Annotated in this window: 21 protein-coding genes; 11 read left to right on the top strand and 10 right to left on the bottom strand. The window is 72.4% G+C overall.

Features of this window, described 5'->3' with window-relative positions; genetic code table 11:
* The first annotated feature begins 306 nt into the window (after positions 1-306).
* The 7 genes from ACFFGY_RS17135 to ACFFGY_RS17165 all read left to right on the top strand — a co-directional run bounded on the left by ACFFGY_RS17135 (position 307) and on the right by ACFFGY_RS17165 (position 5,757).
* Complete coding sequence (locus ACFFGY_RS17135) at positions 307-1,332, top strand: hydroxymethylbilane synthase (RefSeq protein WP_377045730.1); 1,026 nt, start codon at positions 307-309, stop codon at positions 1,330-1,332.
* Positions 1,329-2,456, top strand: coding sequence for a ferrochelatase (gene hemH / locus ACFFGY_RS17140; protein ID WP_377045731.1), 1,128 nt, complete (start codon positions 1,329-1,331; stop codon positions 2,454-2,456). Before ACFFGY_RS17135 ends, hemH begins: the two co-directional genes overlap by 4 nt.
* A 124-nt stretch (positions 2,457-2,580) precedes the next feature.
* The gene (sppA, locus tag ACFFGY_RS17145; RefSeq protein ID WP_377045732.1) at positions 2,581-3,522 is read left to right on the top strand and encodes a signal peptide peptidase SppA; all 942 of its coding nucleotides are present in this window, start codon (positions 2,581-2,583) and stop codon (positions 3,520-3,522) included.
* A gap of 25 nt (positions 3,523-3,547) precedes the next feature.
* Positions 3,548-3,853, top strand: coding sequence for an integration host factor subunit beta (gene ihfB / locus ACFFGY_RS17150; RefSeq protein ID WP_377045733.1), 306 nt, complete (start codon positions 3,548-3,550; stop codon positions 3,851-3,853).
* Positions 3,853-4,197: a LapA family protein gene (locus ACFFGY_RS17155; RefSeq protein ID WP_377045734.1), complete on the top strand. Its 345-nt coding sequence runs from the start codon at positions 3,853-3,855 to the stop codon at positions 4,195-4,197. Before ihfB ends, ACFFGY_RS17155 begins: the two co-directional genes overlap by 1 nt.
* A 94-nt stretch (positions 4,198-4,291) precedes the next feature.
* A complete protein-coding gene (gene pyrF, locus ACFFGY_RS17160) occupies positions 4,292-5,014 on the top strand; it encodes an orotidine-5'-phosphate decarboxylase (protein ID WP_377045735.1) in 723 nt (240 codons plus the stop codon).
* Positions 5,015-5,109: 95 nt separating this feature from the next.
* Complete coding sequence (locus ACFFGY_RS17165) at positions 5,110-5,757, top strand: phosphoribosylanthranilate isomerase (RefSeq protein WP_377045736.1); 648 nt, start codon at positions 5,110-5,112, stop codon at positions 5,755-5,757.
* Between the two features lie 77 nt (positions 5,758-5,834).
* Here ACFFGY_RS17165 and ACFFGY_RS17170 read toward each other — a convergent pair whose 3' ends face one another.
* The 9 genes from ACFFGY_RS17170 to ACFFGY_RS17210 all read right to left on the bottom strand — a co-directional run bounded on the left by ACFFGY_RS17170 (position 5,835) and on the right by ACFFGY_RS17210 (position 17,088).
* Positions 5,835-6,944 (bottom strand): SDR family oxidoreductase, encoded by a 1,110-nt coding sequence (locus ACFFGY_RS17170; RefSeq protein ID WP_377045737.1) that lies wholly within the window; start codon positions 6,942-6,944, stop codon positions 5,835-5,837.
* A gap of 382 nt (positions 6,945-7,326) precedes the next feature.
* Positions 7,327-7,938 (bottom strand): DUF7002 family protein, encoded by a 612-nt coding sequence (locus ACFFGY_RS17175; RefSeq protein ID WP_377045738.1) that lies wholly within the window; start codon positions 7,936-7,938, stop codon positions 7,327-7,329.
* A 68-nt stretch (positions 7,939-8,006) separates the two neighbouring features.
* Entirely contained in the window at positions 8,007-8,780 is a 774-nt protein-coding gene (gene dapB, locus ACFFGY_RS17180) for a 4-hydroxy-tetrahydrodipicolinate reductase (RefSeq protein ID WP_377045739.1), read from the bottom strand.
* A gap of 312 nt (positions 8,781-9,092) precedes the next feature.
* Positions 9,093-9,530: a PRC-barrel domain-containing protein gene (locus ACFFGY_RS17185; RefSeq protein WP_377045740.1), complete on the bottom strand. Its 438-nt coding sequence runs from the start codon at positions 9,528-9,530 to the stop codon at positions 9,093-9,095.
* A 167-nt stretch (positions 9,531-9,697) separates the two neighbouring features.
* Positions 9,698-11,932: a TonB-dependent siderophore receptor gene (locus ACFFGY_RS17190; protein ID WP_377045741.1), complete on the bottom strand. Its 2,235-nt coding sequence runs from the start codon at positions 11,930-11,932 to the stop codon at positions 9,698-9,700.
* Between the two features lie 200 nt (positions 11,933-12,132).
* A complete protein-coding gene (gene dnaJ / locus ACFFGY_RS17195; protein WP_377045742.1) occupies positions 12,133-13,278 on the bottom strand; it encodes a molecular chaperone DnaJ in 1,146 nt (381 codons plus the stop codon).
* A gap of 110 nt (positions 13,279-13,388) precedes the next feature.
* Entirely contained in the window at positions 13,389-15,344 is a 1,956-nt protein-coding gene (gene dnaK / locus ACFFGY_RS17200; RefSeq protein ID WP_377045743.1) for a molecular chaperone DnaK, read from the bottom strand.
* 349 nt (positions 15,345-15,693) lie between these two features.
* Positions 15,694-16,281: a nucleotide exchange factor GrpE gene (locus tag ACFFGY_RS17205; RefSeq protein ID WP_377045744.1), complete on the bottom strand. Its 588-nt coding sequence runs from the start codon at positions 16,279-16,281 to the stop codon at positions 15,694-15,696.
* A 333-nt stretch (positions 16,282-16,614) separates the two neighbouring features.
* Positions 16,615-17,088, bottom strand: a complete 474-nt coding sequence (locus tag ACFFGY_RS17210) for a GNAT family N-acetyltransferase (protein WP_377045745.1) — start codon at positions 17,086-17,088, stop codon at positions 16,615-16,617.
* A 237-nt stretch (positions 17,089-17,325) separates the two neighbouring features.
* Between ACFFGY_RS17210 and ACFFGY_RS17215 the strand changes: the two genes are divergently transcribed.
* From ACFFGY_RS17215 to ACFFGY_RS17225, 3 genes are all read left to right on the top strand, one after another.
* Positions 17,326-17,763: a helix-turn-helix domain-containing protein gene (locus ACFFGY_RS17215; RefSeq protein WP_377045746.1), complete on the top strand. Its 438-nt coding sequence runs from the start codon at positions 17,326-17,328 to the stop codon at positions 17,761-17,763.
* Between the two features lie 99 nt (positions 17,764-17,862).
* Positions 17,863-18,621: a type 1 glutamine amidotransferase gene (locus tag ACFFGY_RS17220; RefSeq protein WP_377045747.1), complete on the top strand. Its 759-nt coding sequence runs from the start codon at positions 17,863-17,865 to the stop codon at positions 18,619-18,621.
* Between the two features lie 227 nt (positions 18,622-18,848).
* Positions 18,849-19,445, top strand: coding sequence for a DUF4919 domain-containing protein (locus tag ACFFGY_RS17225; protein WP_377045748.1), 597 nt, complete (start codon positions 18,849-18,851; stop codon positions 19,443-19,445).
* A 19-nt stretch (positions 19,446-19,464) separates the two neighbouring features.
* Here ACFFGY_RS17225 and ACFFGY_RS17230 read toward each other — a convergent pair whose 3' ends face one another.
* Positions 19,465-20,046, bottom strand: coding sequence for a TetR/AcrR family transcriptional regulator (locus ACFFGY_RS17230; protein WP_377045749.1), 582 nt, complete (start codon positions 20,044-20,046; stop codon positions 19,465-19,467).
* A 328-nt stretch (positions 20,047-20,374) separates the two neighbouring features.
* Here ACFFGY_RS17230 and ACFFGY_RS17235 point away from each other — a divergent pair, with 328 nt between their 5' ends.
* On the top strand, positions 20,375-21,718 hold the full coding sequence (locus ACFFGY_RS17235; RefSeq protein WP_377045750.1) for an efflux RND transporter periplasmic adaptor subunit: 1,344 nt from the start codon (positions 20,375-20,377) through the stop codon (positions 21,716-21,718).
* Positions 21,719-21,726: the final 8 nt, after the last annotated feature.

The following is a 21,726-nucleotide window of genomic DNA, read 5'->3' on the forward strand; positions in this document are numbered from 1 at the left end:
AGGCCGCCCCTGGGCCGCGGGATAGGACCCTGCCGCGGGCCGCGGCATTACATTGGCCGCATCGCCGCCGCACCCTCGCCGGTCGCGACGGCCTGACCCGCCCGCAGCCGCGCCAGTGGCTGCGGGAACCAGAGCGAAGACGCCCAGGCCATGCGTCTTCCACGCGCGCGGCGGGCCGGGGTCCTCCCGGCTCACCGCCCGCCCGGTCCAGGGCGCCCCGACGTCATCCGGGCCGCCCGGACACGCCACCCGTCGCCGGCCGGGTTGGCGCCTTCATCTCCACTGCCGGAACGGAGTGTTTCCCGCATGTCCGCCGTTCTGCACGCGCCCACCCACCTCCCCGCCGCCCTGCCGAAGCTGCGCGCCGCCGCCTGCCGCCGCGCCGGTACGGCGGAACAGCTCCGGGCCCGCCTCCGACGCCTCGCGGGATCACCCGACGTGCTACAGTCTTTCGCCACCGACTGGCACGCGCCCCGGGAGGTTGGCCCCCGGGGTACTGCTCCCTGGGAAGACACCTCCTGGGAGGACGCCGCCTCCACCCCCTCCACCGGGGCGCTGCACGCCGCCCTGCGGGAAGGGCGCCTCGACTTCGCCGTGCACCGGCTGCGCGACCTGTCGCAGCGGGGGCGGATCCTCCTGCCCGAGGACCTCACCCTCGCGGCCCTGCTGCCGCGCGAGGATGCGCGCGACGCCCTGGTGCTGGCGCCGAACACTCCGCCGGTGTTTCGCCGCGTCGCTATCCCGGAACTGCCGATCGGCGCCTGCCTCGGCCTGAGCGACCGCTTGCGCGAGGCGCAGCTGCGCCACCTCCGCCCCGACCTGCGCTTCCGGGCGCTGCCCGGCGACGCCGCGGCGCGGCTGCGGGCGTTGGGCAACGGCGACCAGACGGCCACGGTGCTGTCGGTGGCGGCGCTGCGCCGGCTGGACCATCCCGGCCGCTCGGTCCTGCCGCTCGACCCCGAGCTGGTGGTGCCCGCCGCCGGGCAGGGCATCCTGGCGGTCACCGCACGAGCCGCGGACGCGGCGACGCGGCGCCTTCTGCGGCTGCTGGACAGTGCCGACAGCCGCGCCGCCTGGGCCGCCGAGGGCGCGCTGCTGCGGGCCCTCGGGGATGCCGGCGCGGTCGTGGCGGCGCATGCCTGGCCACTGCCGGGCGGCCTGCTGCGCCTTGCCGGCCTCGTGCTGCCCCCCGAAGGTGGCGAGCCGCGCCGCGCGACCCTGTCCGCCCCGATCGGGGAGGCCGCGGCGCTCGGCACCCGGCTGGCGGAGGCCTTGCGCCGGGACGAGGCCGCGCCCGTCACCCGGGATACGGTCGGGGTGGGGCAGGGATGAGCCCGCCGCGCCGCCCCCTCCCCGCGCCGCCGCCCGTGCTCGGCCAACGCGCCGGCGCCGCGCTGGCTGGTCCAGCGGACCGCACCGCCGGCCGGATCGGCGTGCTGCTGGTCAACCTCGGCACGCCCGAGGGCACCGGCTACTGGCCGCTGCGCCGCTACCTGAGCGAGTTCCTGAGCGACCGCCGCGTGATCGAGATCAATCCCCTCCTGTGGCAGCCGCTGCTGCAGGGGGTGATCCTGACCACCCGCCCGTTCCGCTCCGGTGCCAACTACCGCCGCATCTGGCGCAGCGCCGAGAACGAGTCGCCCCTGCGCACCTTTACCCGCGCCCAGGCCGGGCTGCTGGCGGAGCGCCTGGCGCCCGACCTCGGCGCCGGCGTGGTGGTGGACTGGGCGATGCGCTACGGCAGGCCTTCGGTGGCGGAGCGTCTCGACGCCCTCACCGCCGCGGGCTGCGAGCGCGTGCTGGTGCTGCCGCTCTACCCGCAATACAGCGCCACCACGACCGCCACCGTGAACGACGCCGCCTTTCGCGCGCTGATGCGGCAGCGGCGGCAGCCGGCGCTGCGCACGCTGCGCTCCTTCGCCGACCACCCGCTCTACATCCGCGCCCTGGCGGACAGCGTGCGGACCAGGCTGGCGGCGCTGGATTGGCAGCCCCAGCTGCTGCTCGCTTCCTTCCACGGCTTGCCGCGGCGCTACGTCCAGGCCGGCGACCCGTACCCGGCCGAGTGCAACCGGACCATGGTGGCGCTGCGCCGAGAGCTCGGCCTGTCGGCGCGCGACTTCCCGATGGTGTTCCAGTCGCGCTTCGGCCGGGAACGCTGGCTGGAGCCCTACACCGACAGCAAGCTCGAATCCCTCCCCGGGCGCGGCATCACCCGGGTCGCGGTGATCACGCCGGGCTTCCTGTCGGACTGCATCGAGACGATCGACGAGATCGGCCGCGAATCCCGCCACGTCTTCACCGAGGCAGGCGGCACCCACTACGACGCGATCCCCTGCCTCAACGATGGCGTCGGCGCGATCGACCTCCTGGAAGCGCTGGTGCGCGACGAGCTGCGCGGCTGGCTGCCGGAGGATCGCCCGATGGCCGCCGTGGGGCTGGCGGCTGTTGCCTGAAGGGGGTGGCGGGCCCGCCCCGACCTGGAAAAACGGCCGGCCCGGCACTGCCGCGCCGCCCGTCCCGCATCTCTTCCCGAGATATCGATTTGACCGCAGGCCCGCCTTTGGCCATCACGCATCCATGGCTCTCGACCCCGACCTGCTGATCGACCGGCGCCGCCTGAAGCGCAGCCGGGGGCTGTGGCGGGGCGCCGCGATCGTGGCACTCATCGCGCTGGTGGCGGCCTTCGCGGTGCCGGCCACGCTGCCGACGCGCCAGAGCGTCCTGGCCGTCGGGCGCAACCCGGTGGTGCGCCTCACGGTGCAGGGCACCATCACCGACGACCGCGACGTGATCCGCGCCGTGGACGCCGCCGGGCGCAACCCGGCGATCCGCGCCATGATTCTCTCGGTGGACAGCCCCGGCGGCACCGTCGCAGGGGGTGAGGCGCTGCACGCCGCGCTGACGCGCTTCCGCGACTCCGGCAAGTCGCTGGTGGCGGTGATGGGCGGCACGGCGGCCTCGGCGGCCTACATGATCTCGATGCCGGCCGAGCGCATCTTCGCCCGCGACTCGACCATCACCGGCTCGATCGGCGTCTTGATGCAGAGCTTCAACGTCGAGGGCCTCCTGAACACCGTGGGCGTGCGGGCGGACACGCTGACCTCCGGTCCGCTCAAGGCGCAGCCCAACCCCTTCGGCCCCACCAGCGAGGCCGGGCGGCAGGTGCTGCAGGGCGTGATCGACGACATCTACGGCCGCTTCGTCGCCATGGTGGCCGAAGGGCGCAACATGCCCGAGGCGCGGGTGCGCGAACTGGCCGACGGGCGCGTCTACACCGGCCACCAGGCGCTGGCGCTCAACCTCGTGGACGCCATCGGCGGCGAGCGCGAGGCGCGCGCCTGGCTGCGCGAGAAGTACAACATCCCCACCCGCCCCGAAGCGCGCGAGATCGACACCACCGGGGACCGCCCCTGGTGGCGCAGCATCGTCACGGGCGCGAAAAGCCTTGTTTCCGAAGGGCTTGCGGAAATGGGCGTCGTTGACGGGGTCGTGGCGCTTTGGCAGCCTGGGCTGCGTTGATCGGGTTGGGCGGAGACAGGTTGGGATGACACGGTCGGAACTGATCGCCTCGCTCGCCGCGGCCAACCCCCACCTGCGCCAGCCCGACGTGGAGCTGATCGTGTCTACGATCTTCGACGAGATCTCGGCGGCGCTGGCCCGCGGCGACCGGGTGGAGCTGCGCGGCTTCGGCGCCTTTACCGCCAAGAAGCGCGACGCCCGCACCGGCCGCAACCCCCGCACCGGCGAGGCCGTTGCCGTCACCGGCAAGGCCGTTCCCTACTTCAAGCCCGGCAAGGAGCTGCGCGAGCGGGTCAATGGCGGGCCGCTGCAATCCCGGAGTGATGACTGATGTGGCGCTGGCTGCTGGTCGCCCCCCTGCTGCTCGTGCTGGTGCTGTTCGCGCTGTCGAACACCGCGCCCGTGCCGGTGGGCTTCTGGCCCTTCGATTTCGTGTGGCAAACGCCGCTGTCCGTCGCGGTGCTGTCCGTGTCCGCCTTCGCCTTCCTCTTGGGTGCCGTGATCGCCTGGGCGGCCTCGCTGGGGCCGCGCCGCCGCGCCCGGCAACTCGCCGGCACCACCCGGCGGCTGGAGGCCGAGGTGGCGCAGCTGCGCGCCCAGCTGGCCCGCCCGGTTCCCGCCACCGACACCGCGGCGCTGCCGGCCCCCGTGCGCGGACAGCGCCCCGCCGCATGATCGCCCGCCGCACCACGGTTGCCGGCGCGATGGTCCCGCAGGCGGCTTTTCCGCGCCGGGTCCCGGGACAGCCGGCCCGCCAGAGCATGCCGCCATGCCGCTGATCGCCCGCCCGCAGTCGGGGCGGCAGCAGCTGATCGTGGCGGTCGACACCGCCGACCCGGCCGCCGCCCGGCAGCTCTGCACGCGCCTCGCACCCGAGGCCGGGCTGCTCAAGCTCGGCCTGGAGTTCTTCGTGGCGAACGGCCCGGCCGCGATCCGCGCCGTTGCGGGCGAGGCACCGGTCTTCCTCGACCTCAAGTTCCACGACATTCCCAACACCGTGGCGGGCGCCGTGCGATCGGCCTGCGCCGCGGTGCGCCCGGCGATGCTGACGGTCCATGCCAGCGGCGGCGCGCCGATGATCCGCGCCGCGCGCGAAGCGGCCGAGGCCGCGGGCGGCGACCGGCCGGCGGTGCTGGCGGTGACGGTGCTCACCTCCCTCGACGCGGCCACCCTGTCCGAGACCGGCGTGGCCGGCGGCCCGGCACAGCAGGTCCTGCGCCTGGCCCGCATCGCGCTCGATGCCGGGGCGGACGGGCTGGTGTGCTCCCCGCACGAGGTGTCGCGCCTGCGCGATGCCTTCGGCGAGGCGCCGATGCTGGTGGTGCCGGGCGTCCGGCCGCGCGGCGCGGCGGCGGGCGATCAGGCGCGCACCGCCACTCCTGCCGAGGCAATCGCGGCCGGCGCGGACTGGATCGTGATGGGCCGCCCGATCACCGGCCATGCCGACCCGGTGGCGGCCGCCCGCGCCGCCGTGGCGGAAATGCCGCGGTGACCGAGGCGGGGGAAAGCCCGGGCAGCGCCGCGGCCGAGGGCTGCGCGTCGGCAGCAGCGGATGCGGTCCCCCCCTCCCCCGCGGCGCACGGTGTCGTGGTCAAGATCTGCGGCATCAACGACGAGGCCGCGATCCGCGCCGTCCACGCGGCGGGCACGGAGATGCTGGGCTTCGTGTTCTTCGCCGCCTCGCCCCGTGCGGTGACGCCCGAAAGGGCGGCGGCGCTGTCGGCGCTGATCCCCACCGCGGCCGAGGGCGGGCCGCAGCGGGTCGGTCTCTTCGTCGACCCGGAGGACGCCGCCCTGGACGCGGTGCTGGCGGCGCTGCCGCTGGACCTGATCCAGCTGCACGGCACCGAGACGCCGGAACGCTGCGCCGCGATCCGCGCCCGCACCGGCCGGCCCGTGATGAAGGCGCTGGGCATCGCAGGGGCAGAGGACCTCGCGCTGCTGCCCCGCTACGCCGCGTCGGTGGACCAGTTCCTGCTCGACGCCAAGCCGCTGCCGGGCTCGGCCATTCCCGGCGGCAATGCCACGGTCTTCGACTGGGCGCTGCTGCACGACGTGACCGTGCCGCGCCCCTGGCTGCTGGCCGGGGGGCTCACGCCCGACAACGTGGCCGAGGCGATCCGCATCGCCCGGGCACCGGGGGTGGATGCGAGCTCCGGCCTCGAGCGTGCCCGCGGCCAGAAGGACCCGGAGCGGATCGCCCGCTTCGTCGCGGCCGCGCACGCCGCCGGCTGAAGGCGACGGTTCCGGATCGCACCGCGCCGGGAGATACCTCTGCCCCGGCGCGCGGACGTCGAAACCGTCCCTGACCGTCACGGCATCCCGTTGCCGCCCGAGGCGCCATAGACCTGCCCCGTGACGTAGCTCGCTTCCGAGGAGGCGAGCTCGACGTAGACCGGGGCCAGTTCCGCCGGTTGCCCGGGGCGGCCCAGCGGCGTCTGGGCGCCGAAGCTCTTGAGGTTCTCGGCCGACTGCCCGCCCGAGACCTGCAGCGGCGTCCAGAAGGGCCCCGGCGCCACGGCGTTCACGCGGATGCCGCGCTTGATCAGCTGCTTGGCCAGGCCCTTGCTGAAGATCATGATCGCGCCCTTGGTGGTGGCGTAGTCGAGCAGGATCTCGGAGGGCTCGTAGGCGTTCACCGAGCTGGTGTTGATGATGGCCGAGCCCGGCGGCATGTGCGGCACCGCGGCCTTGGTGATCCAGAACATCGCGTAAAGATTGGTCTTGAGGGTCCAGTCGAAATCCTCGGTGCTGATGTCGAGGATGCTGTCGTGGTGCTGCTGGCGCGCGGCGTTGTTGACCAGGATGTCGAGGCCGCCCAGGCCGCCGACCGCCTCACCCACCATCTTCTGGCAGAAGTTCTCGTCGCGGATGTCACCGGGCAGCTGCACCGCCTTGCGGCCCGCCTGGCGGATCAGCTCCGCCACCTCGCGCGCATCCTCCTCCTCGGCCGGCAGGTAGGAGATGGCGACGTCCGCCCCTTCCCGGGCATAGGCGATGGCGGCGGCGCGGCCGATGCCGGAATCGCCCCCGGTGATCAGCGCCTTGCGGCCGGCAAGCTTGCCGCTGCCGCGATAGCTCGTCTCGCCATGGTCGGGGCGCGGCGTCATGCGCGAGGCGAGGCCGGGCCAGGGCTGCGACTGCTCCGGAAAAGGCGCCTTGGGATAGGCCGTGCGCGGGTCGCGCAGGGCCGGCGCCGCCGTGCCGGAGCCTGCTGCGGCCGGTGCGCTGTCCAGCGTGGTCGCGCTGTTGGTGGCCGCCCCGGCCGAGGCCGGGGTCTGCGCCGCCCCCTGCGTCGTTGTCGTCCCCTGCGTCGTCCCTTGGGCCTGGGCCAGGGTCGGTGCCGCGATCGCGGCGGCCAGGCCGGCCACGGCACCCTGCGTCAGGCTGCGGCGCGACGGGAGGTCGTTCTTGCTGCTCATGGGAGCTGCCTTCCTGCGGGAGGGGTTGGAGCGGCCCGCCGGAAACGCGCCGCCACCCGTTCAAACAGGCGCTTTCGCCCAAGGTTTGCGATGAAAGGACGCCGCAGGAACACGAACACTTGGCCGCACGGACCACCCATCGCGCCAGGCAGCCCCTCCGGAATTCCGGACGGGATGTCCGACATCCCGGCGGTGCAGCCGAGTAGATCAGGACCGGCCGTCGCGTCGGACGCCTCTGTGGACCGAGGAAACCATCATGCTGAACAAGCGGCATCTCCGCCTCAGAGGCTTCGGCGTCACCTTCACGATCCTCCGGGTCCGCGAGCGTCGTCCGCGCCAAGCCAAGCGTCCGAAAACGAGTCCGTGACACTTGAACGCTCGCTTACGTCACCCGGAACCGCATCGCGCCCGCGACGCCGCCGCGCACCGCCAGTTCCCGCGGCGGCCGGCGGTCAGGGGCGTCGCGGTAAGGATAGCCGGCGAGCGGCCGGAACGTCGTCTCGTCGCGCGGCGAGGGTGGGCGGCCGTAGCGCGGCAGGGCGTAGCCGGCGTTGATCGGCGTGGTGAAGACGTCGCCGATGTCGCAGCCCGCCAGCAGTGCCGCGCTGCCGAACACCAGCACCCGCTGCTCCCGTGCCCGGTTCACGCCCGCGAGGCGCCGGGCCTGGGCTTCCTCGACCCAGAAGAAGACGTGCGCGTTGATCAGCCGCCGCCAGGCTTCCGGCCGGTCCCGGTAGCGCCCGCCCAGGCAGGCTCGCAGCGGTTCGTCGGGCATCCACTGATCGCGCAGCACGGCGCCGGGATGGCCGGCACGCTCCAGCACCTGGAAGTTTCCCCGGCCCCGGTTGCGGCCCAGGATCGCCTCGCGATCCGGCACCGCGTAGAGCCGCAGCAACGCCTCGGCCGAGAGCAGCCCGTCGGCCTCGATGCCCGGCAGCGCCGCCGGGTCGGTGACGTGGAACAGCCTGGGATAGCGGCGGGTGAAAGCCTCCATGCCGGTGACGGACCCTGTGGTGGGGCTGGCGTCTGCGCCCGCCCCTTGCCCAGACACCAGGGCGGCCGTCACGGCATGCCGAGGACGTGCCGCATGTCATACAGGCCCGGCGGCTGCTCGACGGCCCAGAGCGCCGCGCGCACCGCGCCGGTGGCGTAGACGCGGCGGTCGAAGGAGCGGTGTTCCAGCACGATCTGCTCGGTGCCCGAGGTGAAGCTCAGCGCGTGCTCGCCCACGATCTGCCCGCCGCGCAGCGCCGCGAAGCCGATCGTGCCGGTGCGGCGCGGGCCGGTGTGGCCGTCGCGGCCGCTCTCGGTGCCCTCGCGCTCCAGCGTCGAGCCGCGGCCGGCGGCCACCGCGCGGCCCAGCGCCACCGCAGTACCGGACGGGGCGTCGACCTTCTGGCGGTGGTGCATCTCCAGGATCTCGGCGTCGTAGTGCTCGGGCGGCAGGGCGGCGGCCATGCGTTCGGCCAGGGCGAAAAGGAGGTTCACGCCCGGCGCGAAGTTGGCGGAATACACGACGGCAACGGAGCGCGCGGCCTCGGCCACCAGGGTTTCCTGCGCGGCGCTCAAACCGGAGGTGCCCAGCACCAGCGGGCGGTTGGCGGCCAGCGCCGCGGCCAGGTGCAGCTCCACCGCCTCGGCCCGGGTGAAGTCGATGGCGACGTCGCAGCTCTGCAGCAGCGTCGCGGCGTCGGGAAAGAGCGGCACCTCGGCCACCGGCTCGGCGCCGCTGTGCCGCACGCCGCCCGAGAGCGTGGCGCCGGCGTTGCGGCTTTCCTCCACCAGCAGCCGCCCCATGCGGCCGGAAATGCCGAGGATGCCGATGCGTGCCGTCATGATGCGTGTTCCTGCCTCGTGCTGCCCGGACTGGTTCTTCTCCGGGTGCCTCCCCGGGCGCTTTCCCGGTCCGCGCCCCCGTTCCGCCGCCGGCGCATCGCCACGCGATGGCGGGCGCACGGAGAATGAGCCTCCGGCAGCCGCACCGGCGAGGGCGGACAGCAGGGAAACGGGTTCATTCAATCTGCCCCGGAACCCCCGGTCCCGCCATGGGTGGGACGACGCGAACGCGGCCCGGGGGCAGGATCATCCCCGCCCCGGCCCCGTTCGGGCCATCCCGTTTCCCGCCCCGTCGTCCGGGGCGGGATGCCGTCAGATGCCGGCGTTCCAGTAGGGCGCCTTGTAGTAGTCGTAGACGCGGCGGCCGTAGACGTCGTCGTTGAGGTCCACGTTCTCGTCGGTGCCGTAGGACGGGGCGCCCTCGAGCTGCTCGCGCGTCATGTCCACGACGTAGCCACCCTGCTGGATGTCGTAGTGGAGCGCCGACCAGGGCAGCGGGTGGTATTTCTCGCCGATGCCCAGGAAGCCGCCGAAGCTCATCACCGCGAAGGCGACCTTGCCGCTGATCTTGTCGAGCATGATGTCCTCGACCGTGCCGAGCCGCTCACCCGCCTTGTTGTAGACGGCGGTGCCCTCGACCTTGTCGGCGGAGATCAGGCGGCGGGCTTCGCCGGTGTCCTGCGGTCCGGTGGGGGTCGTCGCCTCGCTGCCCAGGCCCACGAGGCCGGCGTCCGCCATGGTGGTGCTCATCCGTGCTCTCCCTTGGTTGTTCGGGCGGAACGGCCAGAACCGTTCCCGGATGAGTCCAACGTCCCCGCGGCGAACGGGGTTGCACCCCCCCCCGCCCGGTCAAGGGGGCCGTGGGGGCTTCGCGGGGCCCGGCGGGAGACTGTCCTGCCGCCGCCGGGCCGCTGGCCTTACCAGCGGTAGCTCAGGCTGCCGAGCACCAGGCGGCTGTTGCCGTAGAAGCAGGCAGTGTCGCTGGAGCAGCGCGACACGTAGTGCTTGTCGCCGACGTTGCTGACGTTGAGCGCCAGCCCGAAGCCGCGCAGGTTCTGCCCCAGCACGCCCAGGTCGTAGCGCGCGGCGAGGTCGAACAGCGTCACCGAAGGCACGTCGTTGGTGTTGGCGTTGCTGGTGGCGGTGTTGCCCACGAAGCGCACGCCCGCACCCAGCCCGAGGCCGTTCAGCTTGCCCACCCAGCCCGCGCGCTGGCCGAAGCTGTAGTCGACGTAGGCGCCGGCCGAGAACTTCGGCACGCCGGCCGGGCGGTTGCCCTCGTTGCCGGCGTTGTCGCGCGTGATCTCGGGGTCGAGATAGGTCATGGAGCCGATCAGGTTCAGCCCCTCGGCCAGGCTCGCCACGGCCTCGAACTCGGCGCCCTGAACGCGCACCCGGCCGGTCTGCACCTGGAACAGGGAGTTGTCCGGGTCGGTGGTCAGGACGTTGCTCTGCCGGATGTGGAAGGCCGAGACCTGCACGAAGCTGTTCAGCCCGGTCGGCTGGTACTTGATGCCGACCTCGAACTGCTGGCCGCGCGTCGGGTCGAAGGCGCTGCTGCCGCGCGCCACCGAGGTGGTGCCGGCCTGCGGCAGGAAGGAGGTGCTGTAGCTGAAGTAGGGCGTCAGGCCGCCGGGCGCGAGGTAGGCGATGCCGGCGCGCCAAGTGGTGGCGCTGCTGTCCTGGTCGGCGCTGGTGAAGCCGAAGGCGCGGTTCTTGGTGTTCTGGTCCACCCAGTCGTGTCGCACGCCCAGCGTTACCACCACGCGGTCGGCGAGCTTGATCTGGTCCTGCCCGTAAAGGCCGGTCTGGTCGATGCCCTGCACCCGGTTCTGGTAGGGCGAGGACAGGTCGGGGATGGCGCTGCCGTAGGCGGGGGCGAAGACGTCGAGGGGCGAGGCATTGGCGAAGGCCGCGACGCTCTTGTAGCTGATGTGCTGGTAGTCCACGCCGGCCAGCAGCGTGTGGTCGAGCGGCCCGGTGCGGAACTGCGCCTGCCCGCGCGTGTCCACCTGGAAGGTGTCGAAGGCGTAGTCTTCGGAATAAGCGAAGCGGCTGAGGTCGCGCTCACTGCCCGACACGAAGCCGCCGCCGTAGACCTGCCGCCAGTCGACGCCGATATGGGCGTAGCGCGCGTTCTGCGACACGGTGAAGACGTCGTTGAAGCGGTGCTCGATCTCGTAGCCGATGCCGTACTGCGTGCGGTCGTACTTGTCGAAGTCGTGCGGCTCACCGGTGTTCAGGCGGCGCGAGATGCGCTGGCCGTCGGCGGTGCGCACCACCGTGCCGAGATAGGGCAGGAACTGCGCGCCGGTGGTGCGGTCGCGCTGGTAGTAGGGGAGCAGCGTGATGCGGGTGTCGCCGTCGGGCCGGAAGGTCAGCGCCGGCGCGATGAAGAGGCGGTCGTTGCGCGAGGAATCGACGTCCGTATCGGCCAGCCGGCCAAGGCCGGTCAGGCTGTAGCTCCAGCGCTTGTCGGCGGTGAGCGGGCCGGAGGTGTTGAAGGCCGCCTGCGCCCAGCCGTTGTTGCCCGCCGTCAGCCGGACCTCGCCGGTCGGGTCGTCGGTGGGGCGGCGCTGCACCATGTTGATCAGGCCACCGGGCGCGATCTGGCCGTAGAGCACCGAGCTCGGCCCGCGCACGATCTCGTAGCGCTCGAGCCCGTAGGTCTCGAAGGCGCCGGCGGCGAAGCCCGGGTTGTAGCGCAGCCCGTTGAGGAACTGGCTGGTGTCGGTCGCCTCGAAGCCGCGGATCTGGATCCAGTCGGCGCGGTTGTCGGCGCCGAACTGCTCGGGCCGCACGCCGGCGGTGTAGCGCAGCGCCTCGCCGAGCGTCTGCGCCTGGCGCTGGTCGATGGCGTCGCGCGGCACCACCGAGATGCTCTGCGGCACCTCGTTGATCGGGGTGTCGGTCTTGGTGCCGGTGACCTCGCGCGTCGCGACGTAGCCGTCGATCGGGTCCAGCGCGGTCTGGCGGCGGCCCTGCACGTCCACCGTAGGCAGCAGGGTCGGGGTGTCGGCAGTTCCCGAGGCGGCCGGAGGGGCAACCGCCGGGGCCGTCGTCTGGGCGTGCGCGGCAGGCACCATCGCCAGCGGGATCAGGGCACTGGTGGCGAGCAGCCAGTGGAGGCGGCGGGGCGAGGCGTGAGCCATCGTGGGTAGGGAACCTCGATACGGCGTGGAAGCGCAATTGTTCTGCGAGCGCTTCTTAGTATCGGTCGCGTTGCCGTGAAAGGCTTTCGTGGCAGATGCGCCAGGCCTGTGGCACGAACAACACAGATGCGGGCGGGCCCATCCCGGAACCCGCCCGCATCCGCCTTACTATCTTACTATCTTACTATCTTACCCGCCGCTCAGCGGCCCAGCCCGTCCCAGAACTCCTTCACCTTGGCGAAGAAGCCCTCGGATTCCGGCGAGGAACGGTCGCCCTCGCGCGCCTCGGCCTCGAACTGTTCCAGCAGTTCGCGCTGCTTGGCCGACAGGTTCTGCGGGGTTTCCACCGCAACCTGGACGTACATGTCGCCCTTGGCCGCCGAGCGCAGCACCGAGAAGCCCTTGCCACGCAGCCGGAACTGGTCGCCCGCCTGGGTCCCCTGCGGGATGGTGACGCGGGCGCGGCCACCGTCGATGGTGGGAACCTCGACATTGCCGCCCAGCGCCGCCTGGGTCATGCGCAGCGGCACGCGGACGAAGATGTTGTTGCCGTCGCGCTGGAAGATCGGGTGCGCCTTGACGCCGACATCGACGTAAAGATCGCCCGACGGCGCGCCGCGAAGCCCGGCCTCGCCCTCGCCGGTCAGGCGGATGCGCGTGCCGTCCTCGACGCCCGCCGGCACCGTGACGTTGAGGGTGCGGTCGCGCTGCACGCGGCCGGCGCCCTGGCAGACCTTGCAGGGGTTCTTCACCTGGCGCCCCGTGCCGCCGCAGGTCGGGCAGGTGCGCTCCACCAGGAAGAAGCCCTGCTGGGCGCGGACCTTGCCCTGGCCGTGACAGGTCGGGCAGGTCTGCACCGAGGCCTTGCCGCCCTCGGCGCCGGAACCGTCGCAGGCCTCGCAGGCCACCGAGCTCGGCACCCGGATGGTCTTCTTGGTGCCGGCGAAGGCTTCTTCCAGGGTGATCTCGATCGTGGTGCGCAGGTCGGAGCCGCGGCCGGCCGCCTGCGCGGAACCGCGCCTGCCGCCCATGCCGCCGCCGAACATCTGCTCGAAGATGTCCTCGAAGGGCGAGCCGCCGCCGAAGCCGCCCCCGAAGCCACCGCCCCCGCCACCGCCGCCCTCGAAGGCCGCGTGGCCGTAGCGGTCGTAGGCGGCGCGCTTCTCGCCGTCCTTCAGGACCTCGTAGGCCTCGTTGACCTCCTTGAACTTCACCTCGGCGCTCGCGTCGCCGTGGTTGCGGTCAGGGTGGTACTTCATGGCGAGCTTGCGGTAGGCCTTCTTCAGGTCCTCCTCGCTCGCGTCCCGGCTGGCGCCGAGGGTCTCGTAATAGTCGCGCTTTGCCATTCGCTGTCCCGTTCGTGCGGGCACCCTACAGCAAAACGCCCGGCCCGCGTGGAGCCGGGCGTGTTGCCCTTCAGTGCCTCTGGGCCTCGCGGCCCTTCAGCCCTGCTGCCTCAGCCCTGGTTCTTCTTGTGGTCGACGTCCTCGAACTCGGCGTCCACCACCTTGGCACCGTCGGGGCCCGTGCCGCCGGCGGCGCCGGCACCCGGACCACCCTGGGGGCCACCCTGCTGGCCGCTGGGGCCGGAAGCACCGGCCTGCTCGGCCTGGGCGCGGTACATCGCCTCGCCCGCCTTCATCGACGCGGCACCCAGGCGCTCGGTCGCCTGCTTCATGGCCTCCGCGTCGCCGCCCTCGCGGGCCGACTTGGCGGCCTCGATGGCGCCCTGCAGCTCACCCCTCTCGGCATCGCCCAGCTTGTCGCCGTTCTCGGCCAGGGTCTTCTCCGACTGGTGGATCAGAGCCTCGAGCGAGTTGCGGGCCTCGACACCTTCGCGGCGCTTCTTGTCGGCCTCGGCATTCGCCTCGGCGTCCTTGACCATGCGCTCGATGTCGGATTCCGACAGGCCGGAGCGGGCCTGGATCTTGATGTTCTGCTCCTTGCCGGTGGCCTTGTCCTTCGCCGAAACGGACACGATGCCGTTCGCGTCGATGTCGAAGGTCACCTCGATCTGCGGCACGCCGCGCGGGGCGCCCGGGATGCCGGTCAGGTCGAAGTTGCCGAGCAGCTTGTTGTCGGCCGCCATCTCGCGCTCGCCCTGGAAGACCTTGATCGTCACGGCCGTCTGGTTGTCGTCGGCGGTCGAGAAGGTCTGGGACTTCTTGGTCGGGATCGTGGTGTTGCGGTCGATCAGGCGGGTGAACACGCCGCCCAGCGTCTCGATGCCTAGCGAAAGCGGGGTCACGTCGAGCAGCAGGACGTCCTTGACCTCACCCTTGAGCACCGCGCCCTGGATCGCGGCGCCGATGGCGACGACCTCGTCCGGGTTGACGTTGCGGGCAGGCTCCTTGCCGAAGAACTGCTTCACCGTCTCGATGATCTTGGGCATGCGGGTCATGCCGCCGACCAGGATCACCTCGTCGATCTCGTTGGCCTGCAGGCCCGCGTCCTTGAGCGCCGCGCGGCAGGGCTCGAGCGTGCGGGTCACCAGGTCGTCGACCAGGCTTTCCAGCTTCGCGCGGGTCAGCTGCATCACCAGGTGCTTCGGCCCCGAGGCGTCGGCGGTGATGAAGGGCAGGTTGATTTCGGTCTGCTTGGCGCTCGACAGCTCGATCTTGGCCTTCTCGCCGGCCTCCTTCAGCCGCTGCAGGGCGAGCTTGTCGCCGCGCAGGTCGATGCCGTTCTCCTTCTTGAACTCATCGGCCAGGTAGTCGATCACGCGCTGGTCGAAGTCCTCGCCACCCAGGAAGGTGTCGCCGTTGGTGGACTTCACCTCGAACACGCCGTCGCCGATCTCGAGGATGGACACGTCGAAGGTGCCGCCGCCGAGGTCGTAGACCGCGATCGTGCCGCTGTTCTTCTTGTCCATGCCGTAGGCCAGCGCCGCGGCCGTCGGCTCGTTGATGATGCGCAGCACCTCGAGGCCCGCGATGCGGCCGGCCTCCTTGGTGGCCTGGCGCTGGGCGTCGTTGAAGTAGGCGGGCACGGTCACCACGGCCTGCGACACGGTCTCGCCGAGGTAGGCCTCGGCGGTTTCCTTCATCTTGCCGAGCACGTAGGCCGAGATCTGCTGCGGGGCCTGCTTCTCGCCGCGCGCCTCGACCCAGGCGTCGCCGTTGTCGGCGCGCACGATGTGGAAGGGGGCGAGGCCCTTCTCCTTCTGCACCATCGGGTCGTCGAAGCGGCGGCCGATCAGGCGCTTCACCGCGTAAAGCGTGTCGACCGGGTTGGTCACGGCCTGGCGCTTGGCGGCCTGGCCGACCAGACGCTCACCGTTCTTGGTGAAGGCCACCATGGAGGGCGTCGTGCGGGCGCCCTCGGCATTCTCCAGCACCTTGGTGTCGCCGCCCTCGAGAATGGCGACGCAGGAATTCGTGGTGCCGAGGTCGATGCCGATAACTTTGCTCATCCGTGGTCTCCTGTTGCGGCGGACCGGGGCGGCCCTGCTCAGGCGCCGCGGCGGTCCCCTCCGTCGGATGGTTGGAAGGGTGATGGGACCGGAGGCCGAACAGCATTGGCCTCCGCGAGGGGAGATGTATTCAGCACGGAGCCCCTGAACAAGAGGTTGCCGTGCCGTTCCGCCCCCTGTTCCGCCCCGCTGGGCGAAGGGCTGCCCTGCCTGCAGGGCCTCTCACCGGCGGGGCACCGCCCCGGCCGCGGGCCGAGCAGAGCCGGGCGGACGGGGCGTGTTTATGCTTATATTCCTACAACGCCGAGGCGCCCGCGTCAAGGCTGCGGGCGTCAAGCGGTGCGGCGGCTCAGTTCTTGCCGGCCACCACCACCATGGCGGGGCGCAGCAGGCGGCCGTTCAGCGTCCAGGCCGGGGTCCAGGCCTGGATCACCGTGCCCGGCGCCACGCCCTCGGGCGCCGGCTGCTCGGCCATGGCTTGGTGCAGGGCGGGGTCGAAGGGCTGGTTCAGCGCCTCGACCCGCTGCACGCCGTGGCGCTCCAGCATGGCGATCGTGGCGCGCTCAACCCCTTCGAAGCCGCCGCGCAGCTTGGTCAGCAGCTCCGGCTCGCCTTCCGTGGCGGCGGGCAGGGCGGCCAGGCCGCGGCCGAGGTTGTCGGCGGCCTCGGCCACATCGGTGGCGAACTTCTGCACCGCGTAGTTGCGGGCGTCGTCCAGCTCCTTGCGGTGGCGGTTGCGCGCGTTCTGGGCCTCGGCCTCGGCGCGCACCCACTTGTCGCGCATCTCGGCCAGCTCGGCCTCCAGCGCGGCGATGCGGGCGGCGGGGTCTTGCTGGTCGGCGGTGGCGGCGTCGCCCGGTGCAGTGCCTTGGGAGGCGTGGGGCGGAAGGTCGGCGGCCTCGGGGCCGGCCGGGGACGTGCGAAGATCGTCGCTCATGAAAATCCCGGATGGTGTGAAGGCGTGGTGCCCCCGGCCCGTGACGGGCGGGGCGCCGGTTGTGGACGGTGGTGTTTTGCGCCGTTCACCTAGGGTTCGCGACGCCGCGGGGCAAGTCGGGGACGCGTCGCGCGAACCGGGCCAGGGCCCCTGCCCGGCTCGCCGCGCTTCGCCCGCGTGAAACCGCACCTAGAGGACCGTATCTGGGAGCGGCCCAAGGGGAGCGATCCAGGAGGAGCGCCCCAGGGGGGGACCGCCTCCACGGGCCACGGCGTCGCGGGGTCCGGCCACCGGGGAAACGGCGCCCCGGGCGAGGAGTGGGGCCGCGGCGCCTCAGCCGGCCGAGGCGCCAGCCGGGGCGAAGCGCTTGCTCAGGAAGTAGCGGGAATGGCCGGGCGGGTAGTCCCGGATCTCGCCGAACACCGTGTAGCCCTGCTTCTCGTAGAAGCCGCGCGCCTGGAAGCTGTAGGTGTCGAGCCAGGCGCCGTGGCAGCCGCGCCGGCGCGCCTCCTCCTCCGCCTGGGCAAGGAGGCGGCGGCCCAGCCCGCCGCGGCGCAGGTCCTCGGGGATGAAGAACAGTTCCACGAAGAGCATCCCCCCGGCGGTGCGCCCCAGGAGGCCGCCCACCACCGCGTCGCTGCCCGGACGGCGCAGCAGGATCGCCAGCGGGCGGGCATTGGAGGGGCCGGCCTGGGCGGCGTTGAACTCCAGCAGCGGCGCGAGGATGGCATCGCGCGTTTCGGGCGGCGGGGCGTCGGTGAGTTCGATGTTCACGGGGGGCGGGGCGTCGTCGGGCGGCGGGACCATGGGGTGGGGATCTCCGGGAAAGCGGAATTGGAGAATGCGCCGCCGCCGCTGCCAAGGGGCTCGCCGTCAGGAGCGGGGCGCCGGGCCGGCGGCGCTCCGATGGTGCGCCGGGGCCGGGTGCGGTTTGTTCGGGCCGGTGCCGCTCTGCGGGCCGGCCAGACCGGCGAGGCCAGCGTCTTGGCGGCGGCGGCGGGGGAACGCATCTGAAGGGCGAACAGGGCGGAAGGCAGGACCGGGATGATCGACGAGGACCCGTCGGACGCGATCTCCCCCATGGCGGAGCGCATCGAGTCGCGGCTGGAACGGCTCGATCTCGATCCCGAGGCGGCGAACAAGCGGGCCGGGCTGCCGCCGGGGCTGATCCTGAAGCTGCTGCGCGGCGAGGCGCCGCCGCCGCGCGGCACGGCGCTGCGCAAGCTGGCGGAGGTGCTGGAAACCTCGATCTCCTACCTCGTGGGCCTCGACCCCGACACGGCGCCGCCGCCCGAGCTGCTGCAGGAGGACCAGGGCGATTTCGGCCTGCTGTCGGGGGATCAGGAAGCGCTGCTGCGGGCCTATGCGAAGCTCGACTTCGCGGCGAAACAGGCGCTGCTGGTGGTGGCGACCCGCATGGGCGGTCCGGCGCCGGAGCCCGAGCCGGTCAAGCGGGCCACGGGCGGGCGGCGGAAGGCCTGAGGTTGGCGCCAGGGGATCGGCTCAGGGGTGGCCCAGGGGTCGGCCCAGGGGTCAGCCCAGGGGTCAGCCCAGGGATCGACGAAGGGGAGATCGGAGCGCGTGAGGATCGGCATCCTGGAATGCGGCCTGCCGCCGGCGCCGCTGCTGGAAGAGCACGGCAGCTACGACACGATGGTGCGGCGGCTGCTGCGCGGCGGGGCCGCGGAAGCGGACAGCCGGGGCGAGGCGGCGGGTGATGCGGCGGGCGGCGGGCCGGCCGGGTGGGAGGTCGTGAGCTTCCGGGCGCGCGACGGGGTGCTGCCGGAGGCGGCCACGGCCTGCGACGCTTACGTGCTGACCGGATCCCCGGCCGGGGTCTACGACCCGTTGCCCTGGATCCCGCCGCTGCTGGAGTTCCTGCGGAATGCCAGGGGGCGGGCGAAGCTGGTGGGGATCTGCTTCGGGCACCAGGCCATGGCGCAGGCCTTCGGGGGCGAGGTGATCCAGTCGCCGCGGGGCTGGGGCGTGGGGCTGCACCGCTACGCCCTGCGGGAGCGGCGGCCCTGGATGGGAGAGGCCTCGGACGCTCCGGCCGCGATCGCGGTGCCGGCCTCGCACCAGGATCAGGTGGTGCAGCTGCCGCCCGGGGCGCGCGTGACGGTGGCGAGCGAGTTCACGCCCTTTGCCGGGTTGGACTACGGCGACGCCATCTCCTTCCAGTTCCATCCGGAGTTTTCGCCCGCCTTCGGCACGGCGCTGACGGCGCTGCGGCGGGACACCTATCCCCAGCTGGCCGATGCGGCGATCGCGTCCTACGGCGAGGCGGACAGCTGCGAGCGGGTGGACGGCTGGATCAGGCGCTTTCTCGCGGCGGGGTGAAACCCGGGTCGGATCGTCGGGACACGGGTCGTGAGCGGAATGGCGAGGTTGCCGAAGCTTCTTGTGGAGCTTCGTGCGGCGGCCTCCTGTTCATGGTGGCGCACCAGAGTTACGTTCCGGTCATGAAATCCTCATCTCCGAAGCCGAACCGCTTTTCGCCCCTCGGCCTCGTGCTGGCGGTCGGGTTGGCGCTTCAGGGCTGTGCGGCCCCGTCCGCCGCTCCGACCGTGGCACAGGCCGCTCCCGCCGCGGGCATCACCCAGCCTGCCGGTCGCTACGAGGATCTGCTGCGGGCCGCGAAGCAGGACCCGGCGAGGGCGGACTACACCGCGTTGCGCATGGCCTATGCCGCGGGCCCGTCCTACGACCCGATGGCGGGCAGCCCGCGCAACCAGGCCGAGGTTTCCCGCGCCCTCGTGGCGCAGGACTGGACGGGAGCCCTGGCGCAGGCCGAGGCGCAACTGGACCAGTTCTGGCTGGACGGGGAGATGCACCTCCTCGCCGTCCTCGCGGCCGAAAGGCTGGGCAACAAGGAAGTGGCTGAGCGCCATGCCGTTGCCGGCGCGGGCCTGATCCGTTCGGTTCTGCGTTCGGGAAGCGGTGTCAGCCCGGCCTCCGCCTTCACCGTCATCAACATCGGCGAGGAATACACGCTTCTCAAAACCATGAAGCTGCAGCGGACCCGGCAGGCGCTGATCCGTGAGAACGGCCATGCGTATGACCAGCTGACCGCCGTGTCGGCCGACGGACGCACGGCGCAGGTTTACTTCAACGTGGACCTGCTCTTCGCCGGCTACGCCCGCACCATTCCCGGGGCAGGCTGACCACGAGGCGCCGGGGTCCCTACCCCGGCAGCGTCGCCACAGCGTCCGCCGCCACCTGGCGCAGCGCATCGCGCCCGGCGCCCGCGCCGGCCTGCACCGCGATGCCCAGCGCCACGGTCATGACGTAGCGGGCCAGCGCTTCCGGGTCGCGGTCGGGCGGCAGGTCGCCGGCGTCGCGCGCCGCATGGAGGCGCTCGGCCAGGCGCGCTTCGGAGCGGCGGCGGCGTTCCACCACCTCGGCGCGCACCGCCTGGGCCTCGTCGCCGCAGGCGGTGACGGAGTTCACGCCGAGGCAGCCGGCGGGGCAGCTTTCCTGCGTGGCGGCCTCCACGAAGCCGAGGAGCAGCCGTTCCACCACCGTGCGAACGGTGGGGGCGGACAGGGCGCACTCGAAGAACTGGAAGTAGCTCCGCTCGTAGCGGTCGAGCGCCTTGCGGAACAGCTCCTCCTTGTTGCCGTAGGCGGCGTAGAGGCTGGGGCGGGTGATGCCCATGGCCTCGGTCAGGTCGCTCAGCGAGGCGCCCTCGTAGCCCTTCTGCCAGAACACCTGGAGCGCGCGCCCCAGGGCCTGATCCGTGTCGAACTCCCGATGGCGTCCCATCGCCGTGCTCCGTGCCTTTCCCGCCTGTGTTCCACGCCTCAACCGGGGAACGGTCCGCGGCCCGGGCGCGTGTGCCCGGACACTGCGGCGTTTCCGAATGACGCCTCTGCCGGAACGATGCAACCATCCCGGAAATTTCTTACCGTTCGATACATAATCTCTTGACCCACGGCAAGCAATTCCATACTGAAAGGTACTGTATCGACCGGTAGTGAACCGGCAAGGTGATTGCGATGGAACCGAACCATGGACCAGTGGGACGCGAGGGAAGCCACCGCACGCTGCCGCAAGGCCGCTCAGGCGGGGTTTCGGCATGATGTGGCGCGGCATGGGCTTTTCGCATGGTGGCCCGCACCCGACGGGCGCGACGCTGGCGCGGTGGCAGCGCCGGGGGCTGCGGGCCTGGTGGCGGGGCGTGGCCCTGGCGGCCGTGATGGTGACGCTGCCGGTCCTGCCCTGGACTGACGGCGCCCAGGCCCAGGAAGGCGGTGCCCCGCCCGCGCCCGCCGTCACGGTGGCGCGGCCGGTGGTGCGCGACGTGGTGGAATGGAGCAGCTTCATCGGCCGCTTCGAGGCGGTGGACAGCGTGGACCTGCGCGCGCGCGTGACGGGCTACCTCGACAGTGTCCGGGTGCCCGACGGCGCGGTCGTGCGCCAGGGCGACGTGCTGTTCACGATCGACTCGCGCACCTACGACACGGCGTTGCGGCAGGCCGAGGCCGACCTCGCCTCCGCGGTCGCCAAGCGCGACTTCGCGGTGGCCGACCTCGCGCGCGCGGATGAGCTGCGCCGCACCAACACCATCGCCACCCAGGTGGCCGACCAGCGCCGGCAGGTGCTGCAGTCGGCGCGCGCCGAGGTGGACGGGGCCCAGGCGGCACTGGCGCGCGCCAGGCTCGACATGGGCTTCACCGAGGTGCGGGCGCCGATCTCGGGCCGGCTGTCGCGGCGGCTGGTGTCGCCGGGCGCGCTGATCAACGCCAACGAGACGGTGCTGGCCAATATCGTGAGCACCGACCCGATCCAGTTCTACTTCGACGTGGACGAGCGCGCCTACCTCGCGGCGCTGGCCGGGCGCACCGGCGAGGCGCGCGCAGGCGCGGTGCGGGTGGCCGGCCGGGACGAGGCAGGCGGCGGCGCGCCGGGTGGCGCGGGGCCGGCGGTCTCCCCGCCGGCGGTCTCCCCTGGGGCGGCCGCCGAGGATGGCGACCGGCCGAAGGTCTTCGTGACGCTGACCGACACGGCGGTGGAGCGCGAAGGCGTGCTGGACTTCCTCGACAACCGTCTCGACGGCAACAGCGGAACGCTGCGCGGGCGGGCGCTGCTGCGCAACCGCGACCAGGCGCTGCTGCCCGGCATGTTCGGGCGCGTGCGGCTGCCCTCAGGCCCGGAGCACCGCGCGGTGCTGATCCCTGACGAGGCGCTGTCGAGCGACCAGGACCGGCGCATCGTCTACGTGGTGGGCGAGGGCAACAAGGTCGCGGCGCGCCCCGTCCGCACCGGCCCGCTGGTGGACGGCTACCGCGTGGTGCGCGACGGGCTGAGCGGCGGCGAGACCATCGCCATCAACGGGCTGGCGCGCGTGCGGCCGGGCGCGGTGGTAGCGCCGCGGCTGGTGGAGCTGCCGCCGCGCCGTGGCGAGGACGCGCCGCAGCGCTCCGCGGCACGGTAAGGACGGAG

This window comes from Roseomonas elaeocarpi, from assembly GCF_042433915.1.
In the GTDB taxonomy this organism is placed as follows: domain Bacteria; phylum Pseudomonadota; class Alphaproteobacteria; order Acetobacterales; family Acetobacteraceae; genus Roseomonas; species Roseomonas elaeocarpi.

Coding starts and splice junctions, on each gene's coding strand:
- ACFFGY_RS17175 (WP_377045738.1), bottom strand. CDS start 7,938: ATGGAGGCTTTCACCCGCCGCTATCCCAGGCTGTTCCACGTCACCGAC.
- ACFFGY_RS17155 (WP_377045734.1), top strand. CDS start 3,853: ATGTGGCGCTGGCTGCTGGTCGCCCCCCTGCTGCTCGTGCTGGTGCTG.
- dnaJ (WP_377045742.1), bottom strand. CDS start 13,278: ATGGCAAAGCGCGACTATTACGAGACCCTCGGCGCCAGCCGGGACGCG.
- dnaK (WP_377045743.1), bottom strand. CDS start 15,344: ATGAGCAAAGTTATCGGCATCGACCTCGGCACCACGAATTCCTGCGTC.
- ACFFGY_RS17185 (WP_377045740.1), bottom strand. CDS start 9,530: ATGAGCACCACCATGGCGGACGCCGGCCTCGTGGGCCTGGGCAGCGAG.
- pyrF (WP_377045735.1), top strand. CDS start 4,292: ATGCCGCTGATCGCCCGCCCGCAGTCGGGGCGGCAGCAGCTGATCGTG.
- dapB (WP_377045739.1), bottom strand. CDS start 8,780: ATGACGGCACGCATCGGCATCCTCGGCATTTCCGGCCGCATGGGGCGG.
- ACFFGY_RS17170 (WP_377045737.1), bottom strand. CDS start 6,944: ATGAGCAGCAAGAACGACCTCCCGTCGCGCCGCAGCCTGACGCAGGGT.
- ACFFGY_RS17190 (WP_377045741.1), bottom strand. CDS start 11,932: ATGGCTCACGCCTCGCCCCGCCGCCTCCACTGGCTGCTCGCCACCAGT.
- ACFFGY_RS17205 (WP_377045744.1), bottom strand. CDS start 16,281: ATGAGCGACGATCTTCGCACGTCCCCGGCCGGCCCCGAGGCCGCCGAC.
- hemH (WP_377045731.1), top strand. CDS start 1,329: ATGAGCCCGCCGCGCCGCCCCCTCCCCGCGCCGCCGCCCGTGCTCGGC.
- ACFFGY_RS17210 (WP_377045745.1), bottom strand. CDS start 17,088: ATGGTCCCGCCGCCCGACGACGCCCCGCCCCCCGTGAACATCGAACTC.
- sppA (WP_377045732.1), top strand. CDS start 2,581: ATGGCTCTCGACCCCGACCTGCTGATCGACCGGCGCCGCCTGAAGCGC.
- ACFFGY_RS17215 (WP_377045746.1), top strand. CDS start 17,326: ATGATCGACGAGGACCCGTCGGACGCGATCTCCCCCATGGCGGAGCGC.
- ihfB (WP_377045733.1), top strand. CDS start 3,548: ATGACACGGTCGGAACTGATCGCCTCGCTCGCCGCGGCCAACCCCCAC.
- ACFFGY_RS17135 (WP_377045730.1), top strand. CDS start 307: ATGTCCGCCGTTCTGCACGCGCCCACCCACCTCCCCGCCGCCCTGCCG.
- ACFFGY_RS17235 (WP_377045750.1), top strand. CDS start 20,375: ATGGGCTTTTCGCATGGTGGCCCGCACCCGACGGGCGCGACGCTGGCG.
- ACFFGY_RS17230 (WP_377045749.1), bottom strand. CDS start 20,046: ATGGGACGCCATCGGGAGTTCGACACGGATCAGGCCCTGGGGCGCGCG.